Here is a 19675-nt window from a genome sequence, read left to right as displayed (position 1 = left end):
GGCAAGACGGTGTCGAACGGAGAGTTGTGGATCACATAGATCGCGGCCTGCTGGCGCAGCTCCAGCAGGACGCCACCCAGTCCTATGCCGCACTGGGCCGGGCGGTGGGCCTCTCCGCCGGTGCCGCCCACGAGCGGGTACGCAAACTGCGGGAGTCGGGCGTCATCCGGCGCACCACCGTCGAGGTCGACCCGGCGGCGGTGGGCAGCGGCGTGCTGGCGTACGTGATGGTCGACTCGACCGCCTGGATGGGTGATTCGGCGCGGGACTTCGCCGCGCTCCCCGAACTCGTGGAAGCGCACGTCATAGCCGGGAGCGCCTCCGTGCTGGTGAAGGTGCGGACGGCGACCACCGAGCAGCTCCAGGACGTGCTGCGCCGGATCTATGCGATCGACGGGGTCAGCGGGACGCAGGCCACCGTCGTTCTGGAGACCTTCTTCGAGCGGCCGGTCTCGCCGGGGGCGGGGCAGGAGCCGGGCGCGGGGAGCGCGTGAGTCTTCTGTGGGCGCGGCCGGCTACGCCTCCCGGGGGAGGAACGCGGGGCGGAGGGACGGATCCACGGGGTCGTAGTAGCGGTGGAAGACGGACGTGGCGGAGCCGGATATCGGGGGGACGATCCAGCTCCAGTCGGCGGGGGTCGAGCGGCCGAGGCGGGTCTCCTGGGCGATGTGGCGCAGGAACCGGTCCGACTCGGTGTGATGGTCGGCCATCGTCACCCCGGCCTCCTGGTAGGAGTGCAGCACCGCCACGTTGAGCTCGACCAGCGCCCGGTCCCGCCACAGCGTGCGCTCCGACGTCCGGTCGAGGCCCAGCCGGTCCGCCACCACCGGCAGGAGGTCGTAGCGCTCGGGGTCGGCGAGGTTGCGGGCTCCGATCTCCGTGCCCATGTACCAGCCGTTGAACGGCGCCGCCGGATACCGTACGCCGCCGATCTCCAGCGTCATGTCGCTGATCGCGGGCACGGCGTACCAGCGCAGCCCCAGCTCCGCGAACCAGTCGTGATCGGGATGGCTCAGCGGGACCTCCAGCACCGTGTCGTCCGGCAGCTCGTACCAGTCCGGGCGCAGGCCGGGACGTTCCTGCACGATCAACGGGAGGGTCTGGAAGGCCTCTTCGTCGCGCTTCCAGCCCAAGTGGCGGGCGCGGGCGGTCAGCAGGGAGCTGCGGGGGTCGCCGATCCAGTCGCCGTCACCGGTCCGGTGTCCGGCGTACCGCACGAGCTGGTCGTTGACGATCCGCGGCGCGGGCCTGCCCGGCCGGTCGGGCGCGAAGACGGACAGCACCGGACGGACGCGGCCGCCGTTTCCGGCGAGCCGCAGGTGCTCGAAGCAGGCGGCGGCGATGTCGTCGGCGTCCGTCAGGTGCCGCAGGTCCCGTACCACCATGCTGCGCCAGTACAGCCGCCCGATGCACCGTGCCGCGTTGCGCCACGCGACCCGCGCGCCGAACGCGAGCTCGGCGGGGGAGTGCTCGTAGCTGCCGGTCCGGTCGATCTCGTCCAGGACCGCCCGGACCCTGCGCTCTGCGTCCCCCTCGTTCGGCTGCTCGTGATGGAACTGCCGGATGAAGGTCTCCGCCTGCCGCCGGTCGACGACATCGGACGCCGCCTCCGGCTCGGACCGGACGCGGGCCACGGCTGTGGGCGCGTCGCGCCTTGGGGCGACCGACGTGTAGGGGCAGGCATGGCTGACGGGGGCGGGCGCGGACCCGGCCGTGGATGAGGAAGCGGATGCGGGCGCGGGCACGGATGCGGGCGCGGACGCGGACATCGGCGCGGACTTGCGGCGGCGGCTCAGGCTGAAGATCAAGATGTTCCCTCCCGCGCTCATGATTACGCCATGGAGCCACGCGAGTGTGGAGAGTAGTCAAAGCCGTCCGGCGGAGAGGCGCCGCTGGTATGGTGCCCGGTTTGCGATCCACTAAGGTCGTCCCTTCAACCAGCAGCAGATCGAGGGGGATTCATGCTCTCCAGCATCCGCCGACGCCTCGGCGTGGCCGGACTCGCTCTCATACTCGCGACCGGTGCGCTCGGGCCCGCGCAGGCGGCGAGCGCACCGGAAGGGGAGGCTCCGTCCAGGGTGGCGGCCGAGGGCGAGGTCGCCGTGCCGCAGCTGGGGCCGGTGTTCAACGACCCGACGTCGACCGACCCGGCGCGGCAGAACGCCGTCCGGGACCGTGCGCGCGAGTTCATCGCCGCCGCCGACACCGGATCGACGATCCGGATGGCGATGTACCACCTGTGGGACGCCACCGTCGCCCAGGAGCTGTCCGACGCGCACACCGCCCGCGGCGTGAACGTCCAGGTCGTCCTGGACGAGACGACGTTCAGCGACCCCGCCGGGAGCCCCGCCTCCTACAACACGCTCAAGGCGGCGCTCGGCACCGACCTCACCAAGAGCTCGTACGTCACCCTGTGCGCGAAGGGCCGGTCCTGTCTGGGGACGAGCGCGAGCGGGATCAACCACAACAAGTTCCTGCTGTTCAGCAGCGTCGGCGGCGGCGCGGTGACGCAGGCGGTGCTGCAGATGACGTCCAACCTGACGCCGTCGAACTACTCCCGCTACTGGAACAGCGCCGTCGCCTTCGCCGGCAACCCCACCGTGTACTCCGCCTACACCTCCTACTTCACCGCGCTCGCCCGGCAGGACCGCGCCGACTGGACCTACACGTACGCCGGGTCGGGCGACTACAAGGCGTACTTCTTCCCGCGCGCGGGGACCACGGACGACACCGACACCGTCGTCAACGCCCTCGACAACGTCGGCTGCACCTGGACCGACGCCGCCGGGACCCACCGCACCGCCATCCGCGCCGCCATGCTGAAGATCACCCGGCAGGGCGTCGCCGACAAGCTGCGGGCGCTCGCCGCCGCCGGTTGCACCGTCGACATCGTCTACAGCGAGACCGACAGCGGTACGTGGAGCGCCCTGCACGGCCAGACGCGCCTCACCACCCGCTGCTACCAGCACGACCACGACGCCGACTCCGCCACCCCGAACCGCATCGTCCACTCCAAGAACCTCATGATCGACGGCATGTACGCCGGGGTGCGCGACACGCTGGTCTTCACCGGCAGCCACAACTGGAGCGGCCCCGCGCTCCGCGACAACGACGAGACGATGCTGCGGATCACCACGCCGTCGGTGTACGACGCCTTCGTCGTCAACTTCGGTCAGGTGCGCGCCGCGGCCTACCCGGGTGCCTCGGACGACACGGCCGCCTGCCGCTGAGCGATCCGTCCCCCTTTCCGCCTTCCCCCTGTCCGTTCCTCCGTCTTTCCACGCCTCGCTAGGCGGTCGCGCCCGCTCCCGCCTCGGACTCGGGTTCCGCCGTGCGCTGCGAGGGGATCCCCCGGTCGTTCTGAAGCTCCAGCAGCTCCCGGAACAGGCCGGGGACCTCGGCGAGCCGGGTGTACGTGCCCTGCTGGATGACCCTGCCGTGGCTGAGCACGATGATGCGGTCGGCGACGGCGACGTTGGCGAGTCGGTGGGTGACGAGCACGACCGGGCGGTCCTTCGCGATCTCGCGGAGTCCGGCGAAGATGCGGTGCTCGGCGCGGGCGTCGAGGGCGCTGGTGGGCTCGTCGAGGACGAGGAGGCCCGGGCGGTAGAACGCCCGGGCGATGGCGAGGCGCTGCCACTGGCCGCCCGAGAGCTCGACGCCGCCGAACCACTCGCGGGCGAGCAGCGTGTTCCAGCCGCTGCGCAGGCCCTGGACGACCTCGGCCGCGCCCGAGCGCTCGGCGGCCTGGAGGAGGGATTCCCGGGCATCGCCGTGCGGCTGGCCGAGGGTGATGTTCTCCTCGGCGGTGAGCGGCCAGTGGGCGAAGACCTGCGGGACGACGGCGGTGTGCTTCCACATCGCGTACGGGTCGAGCGTGCGGACGTCCCGGGCGTCCCAGGTGACCGTGCCCCCGGTGGGGAGGTAGAGGCCGGCGAGCAGCTTGGACAGCGTGGTCTTGCCGGAACCGTTCTCCCCGACCAGCGCGATGATCTCCCCGGCCCGTACCTCCAGGGTGATCCCGTCGAGGGCGGGCTCGTCGGCCTCCGGATACGTGTACGTGAGCTCCTCGGCGCGCACCGTCGTCGGCGGGTCGGGGACGACGGCGCCGCGGTCGAGGCGGTGGCCGCCCGCCTCGGTGATGAAGTCGACCCAGTCGTCGACGTACAGGCCGGTGCGGAAGATCTGCGTACCGTAACCGACGATCCCGTACAGGTTGTTGCTCACGGTCTGCAGCGCGAAGACGGCCGTTCCGGCGGTCGCGAGCGTCATCCGGCCGGTGGCGAGCAGCCCGACCAGCGCGCCCCACATGACCGCGGAGGCGATCCCGCCGGCGAGCGACCCGGCGAACGCCCAGCGCGCGCCCCGGTGGATGGCCCGGTCCGTGACGGCGTCGACGCGGGCGCCGATCTCACGGTAGCGACCCAGCAGGAAGCCGAACATCGTGCCCGCGCGGAGCTGGTCGGCGATCTGCCGGTCGGCGATGTACCAGCGCAGATGCCCGAGCGTGCGCCGCTCCGCCGACACGGCACGGCTGCTCTCCCAGTGCAGGTGGGCGCCCTTCATCCGGGCGAGGGCCTGCGGGAGCACGGCCAGGACGAGCAGGGGCAGCAGCACGGGGTGCAGGACCGTGACGACGCCGGCCGCCGCGATGATCGAGGCGAGACAGGACATCAGCATCTGCGACTCGGTGATCAGGTCCTTCGCCACGTCCGCACCCCGGTCGGCGTGGTCCCACTTGTCGTTGAAGCCGGGGTGGTCGTACGCGGTGAGCTCGGCGTTCGCGGCGGCGTGCAGCATCTCCAGCTCGGCCTCGCGGGAGATCCGCGGCGACAGGCGCGAGGAGACGTCGGAGATGACGATGCCGAGCACGGCGCGCACCGCGACGGCGGCGCCGATGAGCACGATGGACGGCAGCGCCTCCGACAGCCGCTCGCGGATGTCGCCGGCGGAGACGAGCGAGGTGATGGTGCTGCCGGTGGCGACGAGCCCCGCCGCCTCCAGGACCGCCGAGAGCGCCTGGCACGAGAGCAGGACCGTCACGGCACGGCGGTCGACCCGCCAGCCGAGCGCGAGCCCCTTGCGGACGAGCTGGGGCAGCCGGCGCACCATCACCCACGGGGAGGTCGGCTTGCCGTCGAGCGCGGCCAGCTTGGGCTGGACGTAGCGGTACTGCTCGACGGGAGGGGAGGGGTCGGTGACGGAGTCCGAGTCGTTCGCACGGGCGCTGCTGCTCTCGCCGACGCTGTCGCTGTCGCTTACGGAAGGCAAGGTCCGGTCCCTTCGACGGAGTTGCGACGGAAGGAACGGGCTACCCGGCCCGAAGGCCCCGCGCACCCACGCCCGGCGGGATCACTCCAGGGGGTGACCGGCGACGACACCGGCCGGTGCGTGCCGGAGGTCGGGGACGGCCTTCGGCCTCCTCGGCCGGATCGGCGCCTGCGCCGTCACGGAGCGCAGGTCGTGCCGGGCCTGACCTTCGTGAGCGACACCAGATAGTCCTCGACCTTCCGGTCGACACAGGCGTTGCGCCCGTATCCGGTGTGGCCCGCCGCCTCGAAGGACAGCAGCATGCCGCCGGGGAACTGGCGCGCCAGGCTGACCGCCTCGCCGTACGGGGTGGCCGGGTCGCCCGCCGTGCCCACGACGAGCACGGGCGGGACCCCGGCCGCGTCCACCCGGTGCGGCCGCTGGTGGCCGGCCGGCCAGTCCTTGCAGACCAGCTCGCCCGTCAGGCCGGACGTGCCGTAGACGCCGGCGGCCTTGTCGGCGGGGGCCAGCGCGTCCCAGTAGGCCCGCTCGTCGCGGGGGTGGGGGACGTCGAGGCAGTTGACGGCGATGAGGGCGGCGTCGCTGTTGTCCTCGGGGACGGCGGGCGCCGCCCCGGCGGGGCTCTCCTCGGAGGACGGGCCCGAGGCGGACGCCGCGTCCGCCTCCTGCTCCTCTTCTTCCTCCCCCTCCGACTCCTCCTCTCCCGCCTCCAAGGCCGCCAGCTTCGTCCCGTCCCCGCCGTCCGCCTCCCGCAGCGCCTCTGACAGGCCCTGCCACTGTGCCTCCGGTGTGTACATGGACAGGCTGAGGACGGAGACCAGGCCCGCCGCGTCGAGTCCCTCCTCGGAACCGTCCACCCGCAGCGGTTCGTCCCGCGTCCGCCGGAGGAGCCGGTCGATCAGCGCGCGTATCTCGTCGGGCGTGGCGCCGGGGCAGGCGTCGCCGACCGTGGCGGCACAGGATTCCGCGTAGTCCGCCACGGCGTCGCGGAAGCCCTTGGCCTGGCCCAGCATCCGCTGCCGCCAGTCCAGCGACGGGTCGACCGCCCCGTCCAGGACCATCGCGCGGACCCGGCGCGGGAACTGCTCGGCGTACGAGGTCCCCAGGCTCGTCCCGTACGACCAGCCGACGTACGTCAGCCTGCGGTCGCCCAGCGCCGCCCGCAGCACGTCCAGGTCCCGGGCCGCGTCGTCCGTCCCGACGTGCGGGAGCAACGGCCCGCTGGCCTTCCGGCAGGCGTCGGCGGTGGCCCGCGCGCCCGCCAGGGCGTCGGCGCGCTCGGACGCGGTCCGGGGGTAGAGCGGCGTCTCGGCGGCGGCCGGGGACGCGTCGTCCGACTCCGTTCCGGCGCGGCAGGTCAGGGCCGGCCGGCTCTCGCCGACCCCGCGCGGATCGAAGGCCACGATGTCGAACCGCTCGCGCACTCCGCGCCCGAGGTCGTCGGCGAGCCCGTCCTTGAGGGCCTGCACGCCACGCTCTCCCGGACCGCCCGGGTTGTAGAGGAGGGAGCCGATCCGCTTGCCGGCGGCGGAGGTGGCGGCCTTCGCCACGGGCAGGACGAAGGTCCTGCCGTCGCCGGGCCGGGAGTAGTCCCTCGGCACGGTGAGATCGGCGCACTGGTAGGAGTCGCCGCAGGCCCGCCAGGCGAGCCGCTGGCCGTAGAAGCGCCGCAGGTCGGGGCGGTCGGCGGGATCGGCGGCGGCCGCGGCCCCTGGGCGCCCCGGGGCGGGGGCGCTCCCGGACGTACAGGCCGCGAGGGACGTGGTGCCGAGGACGGCGAGGGCGATGGCGAAGGCCTGGCGGCGGCGTGCGGCGGCGCGGATCACGAGGTACTCCCTTAGCTGGTCGGTCCAGGGAATGATCACGCGCGGTTGCTGAGGATTTGCTGAGGAGACGGCAGGAGGCGGACGGCAGGCGACAGGCGCGGGGACGGCGCCGATCCCGGGCGTCAGCCCGACGTCGGCAGCCGGAGCACGAACCGGGCCCCGCCCGGCGCGCCGCACTCGCGCGGCTCCCCGGGCTCGGCCGGGTCGCCCCGCCCGACGTCCTCCACCGTCAGCGTGCCGCCGTGCGCGTGGGCGACCCAGGAGGCGATCGACAGGCCGAGCCCGGTGGACCCGGACCCGCTGCGGAAGCGTTCGAACAACGCGCCCGCGACCTCCGGCGGCAGCCCGGGACCCGCGTCCTCGACCGTCAGCGTCCCGTCCCGGGTCACCGTCACGAGCACGTCCGCCGGAACGCCCGGAGCGTGCCCGTGCGCGAGCGCGTTTCCGAGGAGGTTGCCGACGGCCCGGCGTACCAGCTCGGGGTCGGCCGCCACGACGGTCTCCTCCGCCTCGATCCGGACCCGGTGGCCCGCGACGGGCGCCTCGTCGACGACCGCCTCCGCCAGCTGGTCGAGCCGCAGCGGCTGGCGGGCCACCGTGGCCGTGCCCGACATGAGCCGGGCCCGGGTCAGCAGCCCGTCGACGAGTCGGCCCATGCCCTCCGCCAGGCGCAGGGTGCGCCGGTGCACCTCCGCGCTGTCCGTCTCGCCGCGCAGCGCCGTCTCCGCGAGCGTCCGGAGCGAGGCGGTCGGGGTGCGCAGATCGTGCGCCGCGTCCGCGAGGAACGCCTCCTGCCGGCCCAGGGCCGCGAGCGCGGGCCGTACGGCCCACCCGGAAAGGACGTGCCCGACGGCCGCCGACAGCAGCACGAGCACCGCGCCGCCCCCTGCCACGATCCACACGAGGCGTCGGTGGTCGGCGCGTGGGCCGGCCGCGTCCGCCAAGGCGACGAGCACGCCCTGAGGGCCCTCGTCGTCGGGCGCCTCGGGCGCGTAGAAGGGCTGTGCGAAGACCCGTACCGGCGCGCCGTCCCGCGTGCGCCGGTCGAAGGCCAGCGTGTGGTCGGCCCGGGCCGCCGCCCGCCCGGCCTCCAGGACCACGGCGGGGCTCACGGCCAGACAGGCCTTGGCCGGTGCGTGCTGGACGGTCACGGCGCCGGGGTCGTCGGGGTCGTCGGCGTCCACGAGGAGCACGGTGAGGGGAGGGCAGTCGGTGTCGACCGTCTCGGCCAGGACGGCGGTGTCGAGCCGCCCGTCCGCGTCGGTCTCCAGGAGCCCGAGGGCCCAACTGGTGTCCGCGTCCATCGAGTGGTCGAGCTGCTCCCGCCACCGCGCGCTGTCGCTGCGCACGGCCAGCACGCCCATCGCGACCAGTCCGACGGCGCTGGTCAGCGCGAACAGCAGGCTGATCCGCCGCCGCAGCCGCACCACGCGCGCGGTCGGAGTGAGCGCCCGCGCACGCCCACCGGCCCGGGCTCGCCCACCGGCTGCCGCACGCCCACCGGCCCTCGTACGCGCGGGAAGGCCGGTCCTCACGGTGTCTCGTCGCCCGGAGCGAGTCGGTAGCCGACCCCGCGAACGGTGTGGATCAGCACCGGGCCGCCCAGCTTCCGCCGCAGCTGGGAGACGAGCACTTCGAGGACGTTGGACTGCGGCTCCGCCATCTCGTCCCAGCAGCTCTCGACCAACTCGGCGCGGGAGACCGCCTGGTCCGCGCGCGAGGCGAGCACTTCGAGGACCGCGAACTCCCGGCTCGTCAGCATCAGCAGCACACCGCCGCGCCGCACCTGCCGCCGCGCCGTGTCGACCTCCAGGTCCCCGACGAGGTGCACCGGCGGGCGCACGGTCGCCGCGCGCCGGCACAGGCTGCGCACCCGCGCGACCAGCTCGGGCACGGCGAACGGCTTGACGAGGTAGTCGTCGCCCCCGCTGGCGAACCCCTCCACCCGGTCCGCCACCGTGTCCCGCGCGGTCAGGAACAGCACGGGCACGGCCCGGCCGCCGCGCCGCAGCCCGTCGACGAAGACCGCGGCGTCCCCGGACGGCAGCATCCGGTCGAACACCGCGCAGTCGTACGCGGTGACGAACAGCGCCTCGTCCGCCTGCGGCAGATCGGCGACCTCGTCGACGGCGAGGCCCGCCGCCCGCAAGGCGGCGGCCACACCGAACCGGAGGTCTTCGTCATCCTCGACGAGCAGTACGCGCACGCCGTTCACCCTAGCCGGGGACCCGCCGGCCCGGCCTCCAGGCCCGGGACCACACCTCGACGCCCGCCGCACCCGCACCCGGCCGGTCGTCTTCCTACGAGGGTGACGGTCGTCGGCCGCCACGTCGTCGACAGGACGGACGGCTGGGACGGGAAGCCGCCGGGCGGCATCGAGCACGTCGTCGTGACCCGTAGGGGCAGGCCCGAGGGCCGGCACCGTCGACCGATCTGAGCCGGGGCGCGAAGAAGTGCGGCCGAATCGCCGACGGTCACCCACCTGTCCGGGGGAGTGGACGGGGTGGCGAGCGGCCGGAACCCTCGCCTGTTACTCGGCGGTAAGTCATGATGTCCGTCAACATCCACACGGCGGCCGGGGACTGAGGTAGCGGTGACGACTTTCGAGGAAAAAGCCACGGTGCACGCATTCCGGGACGACGCCCTGGGGGAGCACGACGCCGTCGGTCTGGCGGCGGCGATCCGGCGCGGCGAGGTCGGCGCGGCGGAGGCCGCCCGGGACGCGGCCGAGCGCGTGCGGGCGGTCGAGGCGCGGCTGAACGCGGTCCAGGTGCACATCGACGCCCCCGCGCCGCAGGCGGCGTCCGCGGCCGGTGCCCTCGCCGGGGTGCCGACCTTCGTCAAGGACAACACGGACTACCTGGGGCTGCCCACCGGGCACGGCAGCGCGGCCTTCGCGCCGCGCCCCGCCCGCCGGCACGCGCCCTTCACCGGCCAGTTCCTCAGCAGCGGTGTCACCGTGCTCGGCAAGACCCGCCTGCCCGAGTTCGGGTTCAGTCCGAGCACGGAGTACGAGGGCGCCGAGCCGGTCCGCAACCCGTGGAACACCGGTTTCTCGGCGGGGGGTTCATCGGGTGGCAGCGCGGCGCTCGTCGCCGCGGGAGCGGTCCCGATCGCCCACGCCAACGACGGCGGCGGCTCGATCCGGATCCCCGCCGCCTGCTGCGGCCTGGTCGGCCTCAAGCCGACCCGCGGCCGGGTCGTGACCAACGCCCAGAGCCGCCAGCTTCCCCTGGACATCGTCTCCGACGGCGTGGTGAGCCGCTCCGTACGGGACACGGCCGCGTTCCTCGCCGCCGCCGAGGCCCACTGGCGCAACCCCACGTTGCCGCCCGTGGGCCTGGTGGAAGGCCCCGCCGAGCGCCGGCTGCGCATCGGCTTCCTGGTGGACTCGCCGAACGGCGTCCGGGCCGACCCCGCCACCCGCGCGGCGGTCACGGAGACGGTGGCGCGACTGGAACGCCTGGGTCACGCGGTGACACCGGTGGAGCTGTCGCTCGACCCCCGCTTCACCGACGACTTCCTCACCTACTGGGGGCTGTTGTCGTTCCTCCTGGGCGTCACCGGCCGCACGCTCGGCGCGGACTTCGACCGGCGCCGCATGGACGGCCTCAGCCGGGGCCTGCGCGAGGCGTACCTGAAGGACTGGCGGCGCACGCCCGGCGTCCTGCGGCGGCTGAAGCGCACGAAGGAGGCGTACGCGGCGTCGTTCCGCGGCCTGGACCTCGTGCTCACGCCCGTACTCGCCCACACCACTCCGCCGATCGGCCACCTCAGCCCGACCGTCCCGTACGAGACGCTCATCGACCGGATCCTCGCGTACGTCGCCTTCACTCCGGTCAACAACGTCGTCGGCACGCCGTCGCTCTCGCTCCCCGCCACCGGCGCGACGGACGACGGGCTGCCCATCGGGGTCATGTTCTCGGGCCGCCCGGGCGCCGAACGCACCCTGCTGGAGCTCGCGTTCGAGCTGGAGGCGGACCGCCCGTTCCGCCGCATCCAGGACCTGTGACGCCCCTGGCAGCGAATCGCAGGCTTCCTGGGTCCACGCCCATCGAAGTCCCAACTACCCACCCTCGCAGACCTGTTGACGAATGGTCTGGACCAACCTACCGTCGGCGTGAGTGCACACCCCGGACTCTTCTCATCCCCCCACGTCCCAAGGAGCACGCATGCCAGTCCGCCGGATCGCCCGCGCCCTCGGCGCGGGCCTCGCCGCCCTGTTGGCCGCCACCGCGCTCGCCGTCCCCGCCGCGCAGGCGGCCTCCTCGCCCGCCGCGCCCGCGGCGGACACCTGCGCCCTCAAGCCGAGGCCCGCCGGCAAGGTGCTCCAGGGATACTGGGAGAACTGGGACGGCTCCGCGAACGGCGTGCACCCGCCGTTCGGCTGGGCGCCCATCGACGACCCGCGGTTCGCCGCCCACGGGTACAACGTGATCAACGCCGCCTTCCCGGTGATCCGTTCGGACGGGACGGTGCTGTGGGAGGACGGCATGGACGCCACCGTCCGGGTCTCCACCCCGGCGCAGATGTGCAACGCCAAGGCCGCCGGGGCCACGATCCTGATGTCGATCGGCGGAGCGGCCGCGGGCATCGACCTGAGCTCCCGTGCGGTCGCCGACCGGTTCATCGCGACCATCGTGCCGATCCTGCAGAGGTACAACTTCGACGGGATCGACATCGACATCGAGACCGGGCTGGTCGGGAGCGGCAGCATCGGCACGCTCTCCGCCTCGCAGGCCAACCTGACGTACATCATCGACGGGGTCCTGTCCCGCATGCCCGCCGGATTCGGCCTCACGATGGCGCCGGAGACGGCGTACGTCACGGGCGGCAGCGTCGCGTACGGCTCGATCTGGGGCGCGTACCTCCCGATCGTCAAGAAGTACGCCGACAACGGGCGCCTGTGGTGGCTCAACATGCAGTACTACAACGGCAGCATGTACGGATGCTCCGGCGACTCCTACGCGGCGGGCACCGTCGCCGGCTTCGCCGCGCAGACCGACTGCCTGAACAAGGGCCTGGTGATCCAGGGCACCACGATCCGGGTCCCGTACGACAAGCAGGTCCCCGGCCTGCCCGCGCAGCCGGGCGCGGGCGGCGGCTACATGGCCCCGTCCCTGGTGGCCCAGGCGTGGAACCGCTACGGCGGGCAGCTCAAGGGCCTGATGACCTGGTCGGCCAACTGGGACGGCTCGAAGGGCTGGACCTTCGGCAACAACGTCAAGGCCCTCCAGGGCCGCTGACCCGCTGAGCCGTCCGGCCCCGAACCCCCACGGGAGAGCGGGCGTTCCTCGCGCGCACGGCGGTGCCGTGCCGGAGGAACGCCCGCGCGGACGGGCGCGGCGCCGTCGCCCCCCGGCACGGCGAGCGCCCGTCCGCGGTCGGTCAGCCCACCCGCTCGCCCCGGGCCAGGGCGTCCCGGGCCGCCTCCTCGGCGACCGCGCGGTCCTCCGGCACCAGGCCGACGCGCGTACGGCGGTCGAGGAGGTCGGCGGTGTCCAGGGCGCCTTCGTGGCGGACCGCCCACAGGAGTTCGGCGCCGGTGACCGGGTGGCCGGGCACGATCGGCCGCGCGAGCGCGGGGTCCTCGACGCCGAGTGCGTGGACGCCCGCCGCTTCGGTGCCGTAGCGCTGCACCAGCCGGGGCGGGAGGTCGAGGCCGGCGAGGGTCCGCGGCCCCGCGGCGCCGACGAGGGGGAGCGACGCGGTGCGGCAGGGGCCGGCGGTCAGGCCGCGGGCGGCCACGGCGGCGTCGACCGCGTCCTGGGCCATGCGGCGGTAGGTGGTCAGCTTGCCGCCGACGACGGTGACGACGCCGTCGGGCGAGGCCAGCACGGCGTGCTTGCGGGAGATGTCGGCGGTGCGGCCGCCCTCGTCCCGGACGTCCAGCAGGGGCCGCAGTCCCGCGAACGCCCCGACCACGTCGGAGCGCTGGACCGAGACGTCCAGCGCGGAGCCGAGCACGTCGAGCAGGAAGCCGATGTCGGTCTCCGGCACCTCCGGCACGTCGGGGACGTCGCCGTCGACGGGTTCGTCGGTGAGCCCGACGTACACGCGCCCGTCGCCCTGTGGCAGGACCAGCACGAAGCGGTTCGTCTCGCCGGGGATCGGGATGTGCAGGCCGGCGGAGAGCCGGCCGAGGGTCTCGGCGCGCAGCACGAGGTGCGTCCCGCGCGAGGGCCGCAGGCGGATGTCCGGGACGAGGCCGCCCGCCCAGACGCCGGCCGCGTTGACGACCGTACGGGCGCGGATGCGCAGCTCCTGGCCGGTGGTCTCGTCGCGGACCAGGGCGCCGTCGCCGTGGAGCTCCAGGGCCCGGGTGCGGGTGAGGATGCGGGCGCCGTGCGCGGCGGCGGTGCGGGCGATGGCGGTGACCAGGCGGGCGTCGTCGGTGAGCCGCCCGTCCCAGGAGAGGAGCCCGCCGCGCAGTCCGACCGGGCGCAGGGCCGGGGCGAGGTGACGGGTCTCGACGGCGGAGAGCGTGCGCGGGCGCGGCAGCGTGCGGCGGGAGGTGCGGGCGCCGACGCGCAGCATGTCGCCGGCGACGAACCCGGCGCGCGCGAGGGCGGCCTGGCCGCGGCTGACGAGCGGGGTGAGGGGCAGCACGAACGGCTGGGCGCGCACGAGGTGCGGGGCGGTGCGCTCCATGAGGATGCCGCGTTCGACGGCGCTCTCGTGGGCGACGTCGAGCTGGCCGGAGGCCAGGTAGCGCAGCCCGCCGTGGATCAGCTTGGAGCTCCAGCGGGACGTGCCGAACGCGAGGTCGTGCGCGTCGATCGCCGCGACGCTGAGTCCACGGGTGGCCGCGTCGAGCGCCGCTCCGGCTCCGGTGGCGCCCAGCCCGACGACGAGTACGTCGACGACGGCGCCGGCATCGCCGTCGGCGAGCCGGCCCAGTTCGCGTCGGCGTCGCCCGGCGTCCAGCGAGGAACCGGGGCGGGCGGTGCTGCTCGTGGGGTTCATGGGGTGAGGGTCCTCTCCAGCAGGGTGCGCAGCTCTCCGAGGAAGGCGGCTTCGCTCAGTTCGGGATCGGTCTCGTCGGTCATGGTGCGCATCGACAGCGTGAAGGACTGGACGACGAGCAGCAGGGAGCGGGCCTGCAGGTCCGGCCGTACGCGCCGCACCGAGCCGTCCTCGTGCCCGTCCTCCAGTGCCGTGTGGAGGAGTCCGAGCAGGGCGTCCTGGCTGGCGCCCCGGCGGTCGAGGACGTACGGCAGCAGCAGCTCGGGGTCGACGTCGAGGATCTTGTGGAACAGCGGGTGGGCCCGGAAGGCGGCGGCCCCCTCGACCAGTCCCTCGACGATCCGCTCCCGCTCGGGCCGGTCGTCGTCGGAGGGCGGCATGGCCCCGGCGGCGACGGCGATCCACTCACGGGTCATCAGGTCGCCGACGAGGCTGCGCACATCGGGCCAGCGCCGGTAGAGCGTCATCCGGGACACGCCGGCCCGCCGGGCGACGTCGGTGAGGGTCGTCCGGCGTACGCCGACGGCGAGCACGCAGTCGCGTGCGGCGTCGAGCACGGGATCTGCGTCCGCATGGTTGTGACGAATGGGCGTCATCTGTCACAGTGTAATGCCAGCGCAGGCCGTTCGGCAGCGCCGTCCGTGAAACAAACCGTGAGGAACCTCTCGAAGTGGACATGTTGTGGAGCGGCTGGGGCGACCCGGCCAAGGCGGCGCCCCTGCCCGAGTCGGTCACCGGCCTGCTGCGGGACCTGCTCGGCGTCACCCCGCGCGAGAGCGGCCCGTCCGCCCTCGCCCAGATCGAGGCGCCCGCCCCGGCCCTGACCGACGAGGCGAACGGCGCGCTGCGCGCCGCCGTCGCCGCACCGGACGGCGTACGGGACGACGCCGAGAGCCGCATCCGGCACACCCGCGGCAAGTCCACCCCCGACCTGCTGCGCATCCGCGCCGGCGAGGTCGACGACATCCCGGCCGCCGTCGTGCTCCCCGGCAGCCACGACGAGGTCCTCGCCGTGCTGCGCGCCTGCGCCGAACACGGCCTGTCCGCCGTCCCGTTCGGCGGCGGCACCTCCGTCGTCGGCGGCCTCGCGCCCACCACCGGGCGGCCCTTCGTCGCCCTGGACCTGCGCCGGCTCGACCGGCTCCTCGCCGTGGACGAGGTGTCGCGCACCGCGACGCTGCAGCCCGGCCTGCGCGGCCCCCGGTGCGAGGAACTGCTCAACGAACAGGGCTGGACGCTCGGGCACTTCCCGCAGTCGTTCGAGTGGGCGTCCGTCGGCGGCTTCGCCGCGGCCCGCTCCAGCGGCCAGGCCTCGTCCGGCTACGGCCGCTTCGACGAGATGGTCCTCGGCCTGACCGTCGCCACCCCCGAAGGCACCCTGGAGACCGGCCGGGCGCCCCGCTCGGCCGCCGGCCCCGACCTGCGCCAGCTGCTCCTCGGCTCCGAGGGCGCCCTCGGCGTGATCACCGCGGTCACCGTGCGCATCCGGCCGCTGCCGCGCACGCGGGTCTACGAGGGCTGGCGCTTCGCCTCCTTCGAGGCGGGCACGGCGGCCCTGCGCCGTGTCGCCCAGGACGGCCCGCGACCCACCGTGCTGCGCCTGTCCGACGAGTCGGAGACCTTCATCGGCCTCGCGCAGCCCGACGCCATCGGCAGCTCCGCCCTCCCGGAGAACCCGGGCTGCATGGCCATCGTCGGCTTCGAGGGCACGGACGAGGAGACGGCCGCCCGCCGCGCCGCGGTCCGCGAGCTCCTCCTCGCCTGCGACGGCGAGTTCGTCGGCGAGGAGCCCGGCGACAAGTGGGAGCACGGCCGCTACAACGCGCCCTACCTGCGGGACGCGCTGCTCGACGCCGGCGCGTTCGCCGAGACGCTGGAGACGGCGGCCTTCTGGTCCGCGATCCCCGGCCTGTACGCGGCGGTCCGCGACGCCCTGACGCGGACCCTCACCGAGGCCGGCACCCCGCCGCTCGTCATGTGCCACATCTCGCACACCTACGAGAACGGCGCCTCGCTCTACTTCACGGTCGTCTCCGCACAGGGCGAGGACCCCGTCGCGCACTGGGCGCCGGTGAAGCGGGCGGCCAACGACGCGATCCTGGCGGCGGGCGGCACCATCAGCCACCACCACGGCGTCGGCACCGACCACCGCGACTGGTACGCCCGCGAGATCGGCCCCCTCGGCATCCGCATGCTGCAGGCGGTCAAGGCCGAGGTCGACCCGTCCGGCGTGCTGAGCCCCGGGGTCCTGATCCCGATCCGCTGAATCCGGCGGCCCGCTCCTTCCGCCGCTCCTTCCGCTCCCTCCTCCCGACCCTTCTCCTGCCGCCCGGAGGCCAGATCCATGCGACAGTTCACCGCCGTCGTCAACCCCACCGCAGGGGGTTCCAGCGGCACGGCGAGCCTCCTCCCGCTGGCCCGGCTGCTGAGGGAGGCGGGGGCGGAACTCGACACCGTCTACAGCCGCAGCCTGGAGCACGCCCGGGAACTCGCCAGGGAGGCGGGCGCGAAGGGGCACGTCGTGCTCGCCGTCGGCGGTGACGGCATGGCCGGCACCGTCGGCGGCGCGCTCAGCGGCACCGACACGGTCTTCGGCCTCGTCCCGGCGGGGCGCGGCAACGACTTCGCCCGGGCCCTGGAGCTCCCCACCGACGCCCCGGGCCTCGCCGAGGTCCTGCTCCACAGCGAGCCGCGGGCCGTCGACACCATCGAGGTCGAGTCCGCCCGGCACGCGCGGACCTGCATCCTCGGCAGCGTGTACGCGGGCGTCGACGCGGTGGCCAACCGCCACGCCAACGCCTCCCGCGTCCTGCGCGGCGCCGCGTCGTACTACGCGGGCGGCCTGCGGGCGGTCCTCGCCTGGAAGCCCGCCGCGTACCGGATCACGATCGACGGCACACGCCACGAACGCACCGGCTACACGGTGGTCGCGGCCAACTCCGGCTTCTACGGATTCGGCCGGAAGGTCGCGCCGGGTGCCCGCGTCGACGACGGACTGCTCGACGTCGTCGTCATCAAGCAGGCGCCGAAGCACCTCTTCTTCACCCTGATGAACGAGCTCAAGACCGGGGCCCACGTGCAGCGCCCCGAGGTCGAGATCCTGCGGGGCAAGGAGATCCGGATCGAGGCCGACCGCCCCCTCCCGTACGGCGCCGACGGCGAGGTCGACGCGACCCTCCCGGTCACCCTCCGGGTCCGCCCCGCCGCCCTCAAGGTCCTGGCCTGACCCACCGGACGACCCCCGCCGCCGCCGCGGACCGGATCCTTCCGGCCCGCGGCGGCGGTACGTCGTCCGGCCCGGTGTCCCGTCGTCACGAGCGAAAGCTCCGCTCGAAGAAGTCCCCGACCCGGTGCCGGAGAGCCGCCCTGGTCGGTGCCGGGTCGCCCGTGCCGACCAGGGCCGCCCGCGCGGCGTCCGTCACCAGCCCGGCGGCGTGGAGCTGCGGGACGAGGGCCCCGTAGTCGGTGAACGCTCCGTGACCGCCGCGGCGGAGCACGGCGCGGTGGGCGCGCAGGCCGGCCCAGGAGCTGTCGATGCGCGCGGCACCCTCGAATCCCTCGCTGCGGAAGAGCAGCAGGGGCCGGCCGAAGGGGTCCGGGCCGTCGAGGGGGCGCAGGTCGAGATAGCCCTCCAGATTCGCCACCGCGCGGATCCGCGCGTCGTCGTGCGCCGCGTACACGGCGGCGGTGCCGCCGGCCGAGTGTCCGTAGGCCCCGAGCCGTCGCGGGTCCGTCACGGAGGCCGTCGGCAGGTCGCCGAGCCGGTCGAGGACGAAGCGGAGATCCGCGACGCGGGTGTCGACCATCGTACGGAAGGTCGCGGGGTCCGGCGGCCCGAACAGGACGGTGGTCCGCATCCCGCCCGGCAGCTCCACCTGCGTCGCGTCCCCGGGATGGTCGACGAGGACGACGACCCGGCCGTGGCTCGCAAGGTCCTCGGCGAGGCTGGTGCCGAGCGTGCGGGAGTCGCCGCCGCCCGGGCTGTACAGCAGCACCGGCCGCCGGCCCGGCAGCGGCGGGGCGTCGACGTGCCCGTGGGTGAGGACCGCGCCCCAGTCGACCTCTCCCGGCTCGGGCAACCCGGGGTGCACGAGCGGGGCGTAGTCGGCGAAGATCCCGGCGGCGGTGGGGGAGAGCTGCGGGGCGCGCGGGCAGCCCCGTACGGTACGGGCCGGATACAGGACCGTGAGCATCACCTCCCGCACCCCGCCCACCCACGGGTCGGTACGGGAGGGGTCGGTCAGATGGACGGTGCGCAGGCCGACGGGGTGCGGCCCGGTCGGCGCCGGAAGCCGGAGCGGCACCCCGGCGGGCCCGGCGGTCGAGGCCCCGGCGGGCGCCGCGCCCGCCGGGGCGAGGAGCGCGGTCGCGGAGCCGAGCAGCGCGCCCCTGACCAGGGTGCGGCGGCTGATGGCGTGGTTCGTCGTCATGACGGCATCCTTGGGGCGGGACGGGGGTCCGTGCGAAGGTTCAGGCCCTGACCGAAAGGCTGGTGTCGAGCGAGGAGTCGTGCGGGTGCTGCGGATCCACTTCACGGCGGACGACGTCGCGGGGGTCCGCTTCGCGGCCCGTCCGGCTCCGCTGCAGGAGCTGCACGCGGCGCTGACGACGGCCGTCGCACCCCGGGGCGCGCCGCTGTTCGGGCCGTGGCGCGGCCGTGTGCTCCGCGCCCTGCCGGCCGCCTCCGAACCGCTCGCCGACCTCGTCCCGGCGGGCCGCCCGCCCACCTTCCTCGACCTCGGCGTCGAGGGCGACACGCTCGCCGACGGCTTCGCCCGCATCCGCTCGACGAGCCCCGACACCGTCCGCTCGGAACTGGAGCGGGTGTACGGGGCGGCGCCCGCGCCCGGCTGGGTCCGCGGCCTGCACGCGGGCGAGGAGGCGGCCTGGCGCACCGTGCGCCGGGCCCAGCACGCCGCCTACGAGACGGTGCTGGCCCCGGTGTGGTCCGTCGTGCAGGACCTGCACCGCGACGAGTTCACCCGCCACGCGCTGGCCGTCGCCGCACACGGTGTGGCCGCCGCGCTGGTCGTCCTCGCCCCGGGCAGCCGGTTCCACGAGGGCGTGTGGGAGTGGCCGGGCGCCCAGGAGCGCGACGTGCGCCTCGCCGGCCGGGGCCTCGTCCTGCTGCCGACCTTCCACCACCCGGCGGGCCCGCTGCTCCGGGACCTCCCCGGCCGCCCGGTGGTGCTCACCTACCCGGCGGGCCCCGGCCGCCCGCCCGTACCGGAAGGGCCGGCGCCGCACGACGGGTCGCTGGCGCCCGTCCTCGGCCGCACCCGCGCCGAACTCCTACGCCTCCTCGCCGCACCCCACACCACGACGGACCTGGCCCGCGCCCTGCGCGTCAGCAACGCGACGGCGTCCGCCCACGCGGCGGCGCTGCGCGGGGCGGGGCTGGTGACGACGCGGCGCACCGGACGGTCGGTGACGCACGAGCGGACGCCGCTCGGGACGCTGCTGGCCGTGGGCACCGGCCCGTAGGGGAGCTCGGGGACGAGCCCCGCCGTCGGCCGGGCCGTGCTCCGTGACACCTCCCACCGGGCGCCGTCGTCCCTCTTGTTGAGGACCGGCCGACGCCCGCGTAGCACTTGAGGATGACCCGGCGCCCC

Annotated in this window: 15 protein-coding genes; 7 read left to right on the top strand and 8 right to left on the bottom strand. The window is 74.5% G+C overall.

From position 1 onward, the window contains the following. Positions 1-26 precede the first annotated feature (26 nt). A complete protein-coding gene (locus OG309_RS02395) occupies positions 27-494 on the top strand; it encodes an Lrp/AsnC family transcriptional regulator (protein WP_329417900.1) in 468 nt (155 codons plus the stop codon). Between the two features lie 21 nt (positions 495-515). Here the strand turns inward: OG309_RS02395 and OG309_RS02390 are convergent, their stop codons facing one another. Next, complete coding sequence (locus OG309_RS02390; RefSeq protein WP_329417897.1) at positions 516-1808, bottom strand: nitric oxide synthase oxygenase; 1293 nt, start codon at positions 1806-1808, stop codon at positions 516-518. 153 nt (positions 1809-1961) lie between these two features. Here OG309_RS02390 and OG309_RS02385 point away from each other — a divergent pair, with 153 nt between their 5' ends. Continuing rightward, a complete protein-coding gene (locus OG309_RS02385) occupies positions 1962-3230 on the top strand; it encodes a phospholipase D-like domain-containing protein (protein WP_329417894.1) in 1269 nt (422 codons plus the stop codon). A 58-nt stretch (positions 3231-3288) separates the two neighbouring features. On the opposite strand, the gene OG309_RS02380 is transcribed toward OG309_RS02385, so the two are convergent. The 4 genes from OG309_RS02380 to OG309_RS02365 all read right to left on the bottom strand — a co-directional run bounded on the left by OG309_RS02380 (position 3289) and on the right by OG309_RS02365 (position 9303). After that, the gene (locus OG309_RS02380; RefSeq protein WP_329417891.1) at positions 3289-5271 is read right to left on the bottom strand and encodes an ABC transporter ATP-binding protein; all 1983 of its coding nucleotides are present in this window, start codon (positions 5269-5271) and stop codon (positions 3289-3291) included. Between the two features lie 176 nt (positions 5272-5447). Then, positions 5448-7136, bottom strand: a complete 1689-nt coding sequence (locus tag OG309_RS02375; RefSeq protein WP_329417889.1) for an alpha/beta hydrolase — start codon at positions 7134-7136, stop codon at positions 5448-5450. An 83-nt stretch (positions 7137-7219) separates the two neighbouring features. Then, a complete protein-coding gene (locus tag OG309_RS02370) occupies positions 7220-8527 on the bottom strand; it encodes a sensor histidine kinase (protein WP_329417887.1) in 1308 nt (435 codons plus the stop codon). A 101-nt stretch (positions 8528-8628) separates the two neighbouring features. After that, positions 8629-9303 carry a response regulator transcription factor gene (locus tag OG309_RS02365; RefSeq protein ID WP_329417885.1) on the bottom strand — a complete coding sequence of 225 codons (675 nt, stop codon included), beginning with the start codon at positions 9301-9303 and terminating at the stop codon, positions 8629-8631. A gap of 387 nt (positions 9304-9690) precedes the next feature. Here OG309_RS02365 and OG309_RS02355 point away from each other — a divergent pair, with 387 nt between their 5' ends. Together OG309_RS02355 and OG309_RS02350 are read left to right on the top strand one after the other, a co-directional pair. Beyond that, positions 9691-11109 (top strand): amidase, encoded by a 1419-nt coding sequence (locus tag OG309_RS02355; RefSeq protein WP_329417883.1) that lies wholly within the window; start codon positions 9691-9693, stop codon positions 11107-11109. A 160-nt stretch (positions 11110-11269) separates the two neighbouring features. After that, positions 11270-12343 (top strand): chitinase, encoded by a 1074-nt coding sequence (locus OG309_RS02350; RefSeq protein ID WP_329417880.1) that lies wholly within the window; start codon positions 11270-11272, stop codon positions 12341-12343. Between the two features lie 142 nt (positions 12344-12485). On the opposite strand, the gene OG309_RS02345 is transcribed toward OG309_RS02350, so the two are convergent. After that, complete coding sequence (locus OG309_RS02345) at positions 12486-14063, bottom strand: glycerol-3-phosphate dehydrogenase/oxidase (RefSeq protein ID WP_329417878.1); 1578 nt, start codon at positions 14061-14063, stop codon at positions 12486-12488. Further along, positions 14060-14659 (bottom strand): TetR/AcrR family transcriptional regulator, encoded by a 600-nt coding sequence (locus OG309_RS02340; RefSeq protein WP_329417875.1) that lies wholly within the window; start codon positions 14657-14659, stop codon positions 14060-14062. The genes OG309_RS02345 and OG309_RS02340 overlap by 4 nt, the downstream gene beginning before the upstream one ends. A 74-nt stretch (positions 14660-14733) precedes the next feature. Between OG309_RS02340 and OG309_RS02335 the strand changes: the two genes are divergently transcribed. After that, on the top strand, positions 14734-16329 hold the full coding sequence (locus OG309_RS02335) for an FAD-binding oxidoreductase (protein ID WP_329417873.1): 1596 nt from the start codon (positions 14734-14736) through the stop codon (positions 16327-16329). 78 nt (positions 16330-16407) lie between these two features. Continuing rightward, entirely contained in the window at positions 16408-17289 is an 882-nt protein-coding gene (locus OG309_RS02330; RefSeq protein ID WP_329417871.1) for a diacylglycerol/lipid kinase family protein, read from the top strand. Between the two features lie 85 nt (positions 17290-17374). Here the strand turns inward: OG309_RS02330 and OG309_RS02325 are convergent, their stop codons facing one another. Continuing rightward, positions 17375-18493 carry an alpha/beta hydrolase family protein gene (locus OG309_RS02325; protein ID WP_329417869.1) on the bottom strand — a complete coding sequence of 373 codons (1119 nt, stop codon included), beginning with the start codon at positions 18491-18493 and terminating at the stop codon, positions 17375-17377. A gap of 85 nt (positions 18494-18578) precedes the next feature. Between OG309_RS02325 and OG309_RS02320 the strand changes: the two genes are divergently transcribed. Continuing rightward, complete coding sequence (locus OG309_RS02320; RefSeq protein WP_329417867.1) at positions 18579-19547, top strand: winged helix-turn-helix domain-containing protein; 969 nt, start codon at positions 18579-18581, stop codon at positions 19545-19547. Positions 19548-19675: the final 128 nt, after the last annotated feature.

Source organism: Streptomyces sp. NBC_01268 (assembly GCF_036240795.1).
Classification (GTDB): domain Bacteria; phylum Actinomycetota; class Actinomycetes; order Streptomycetales; family Streptomycetaceae; genus Streptomyces.
The sequence above is the reverse complement of the archived record's forward strand: the minus strand, read 5'-3'. Positions and strand labels throughout refer to the sequence as shown.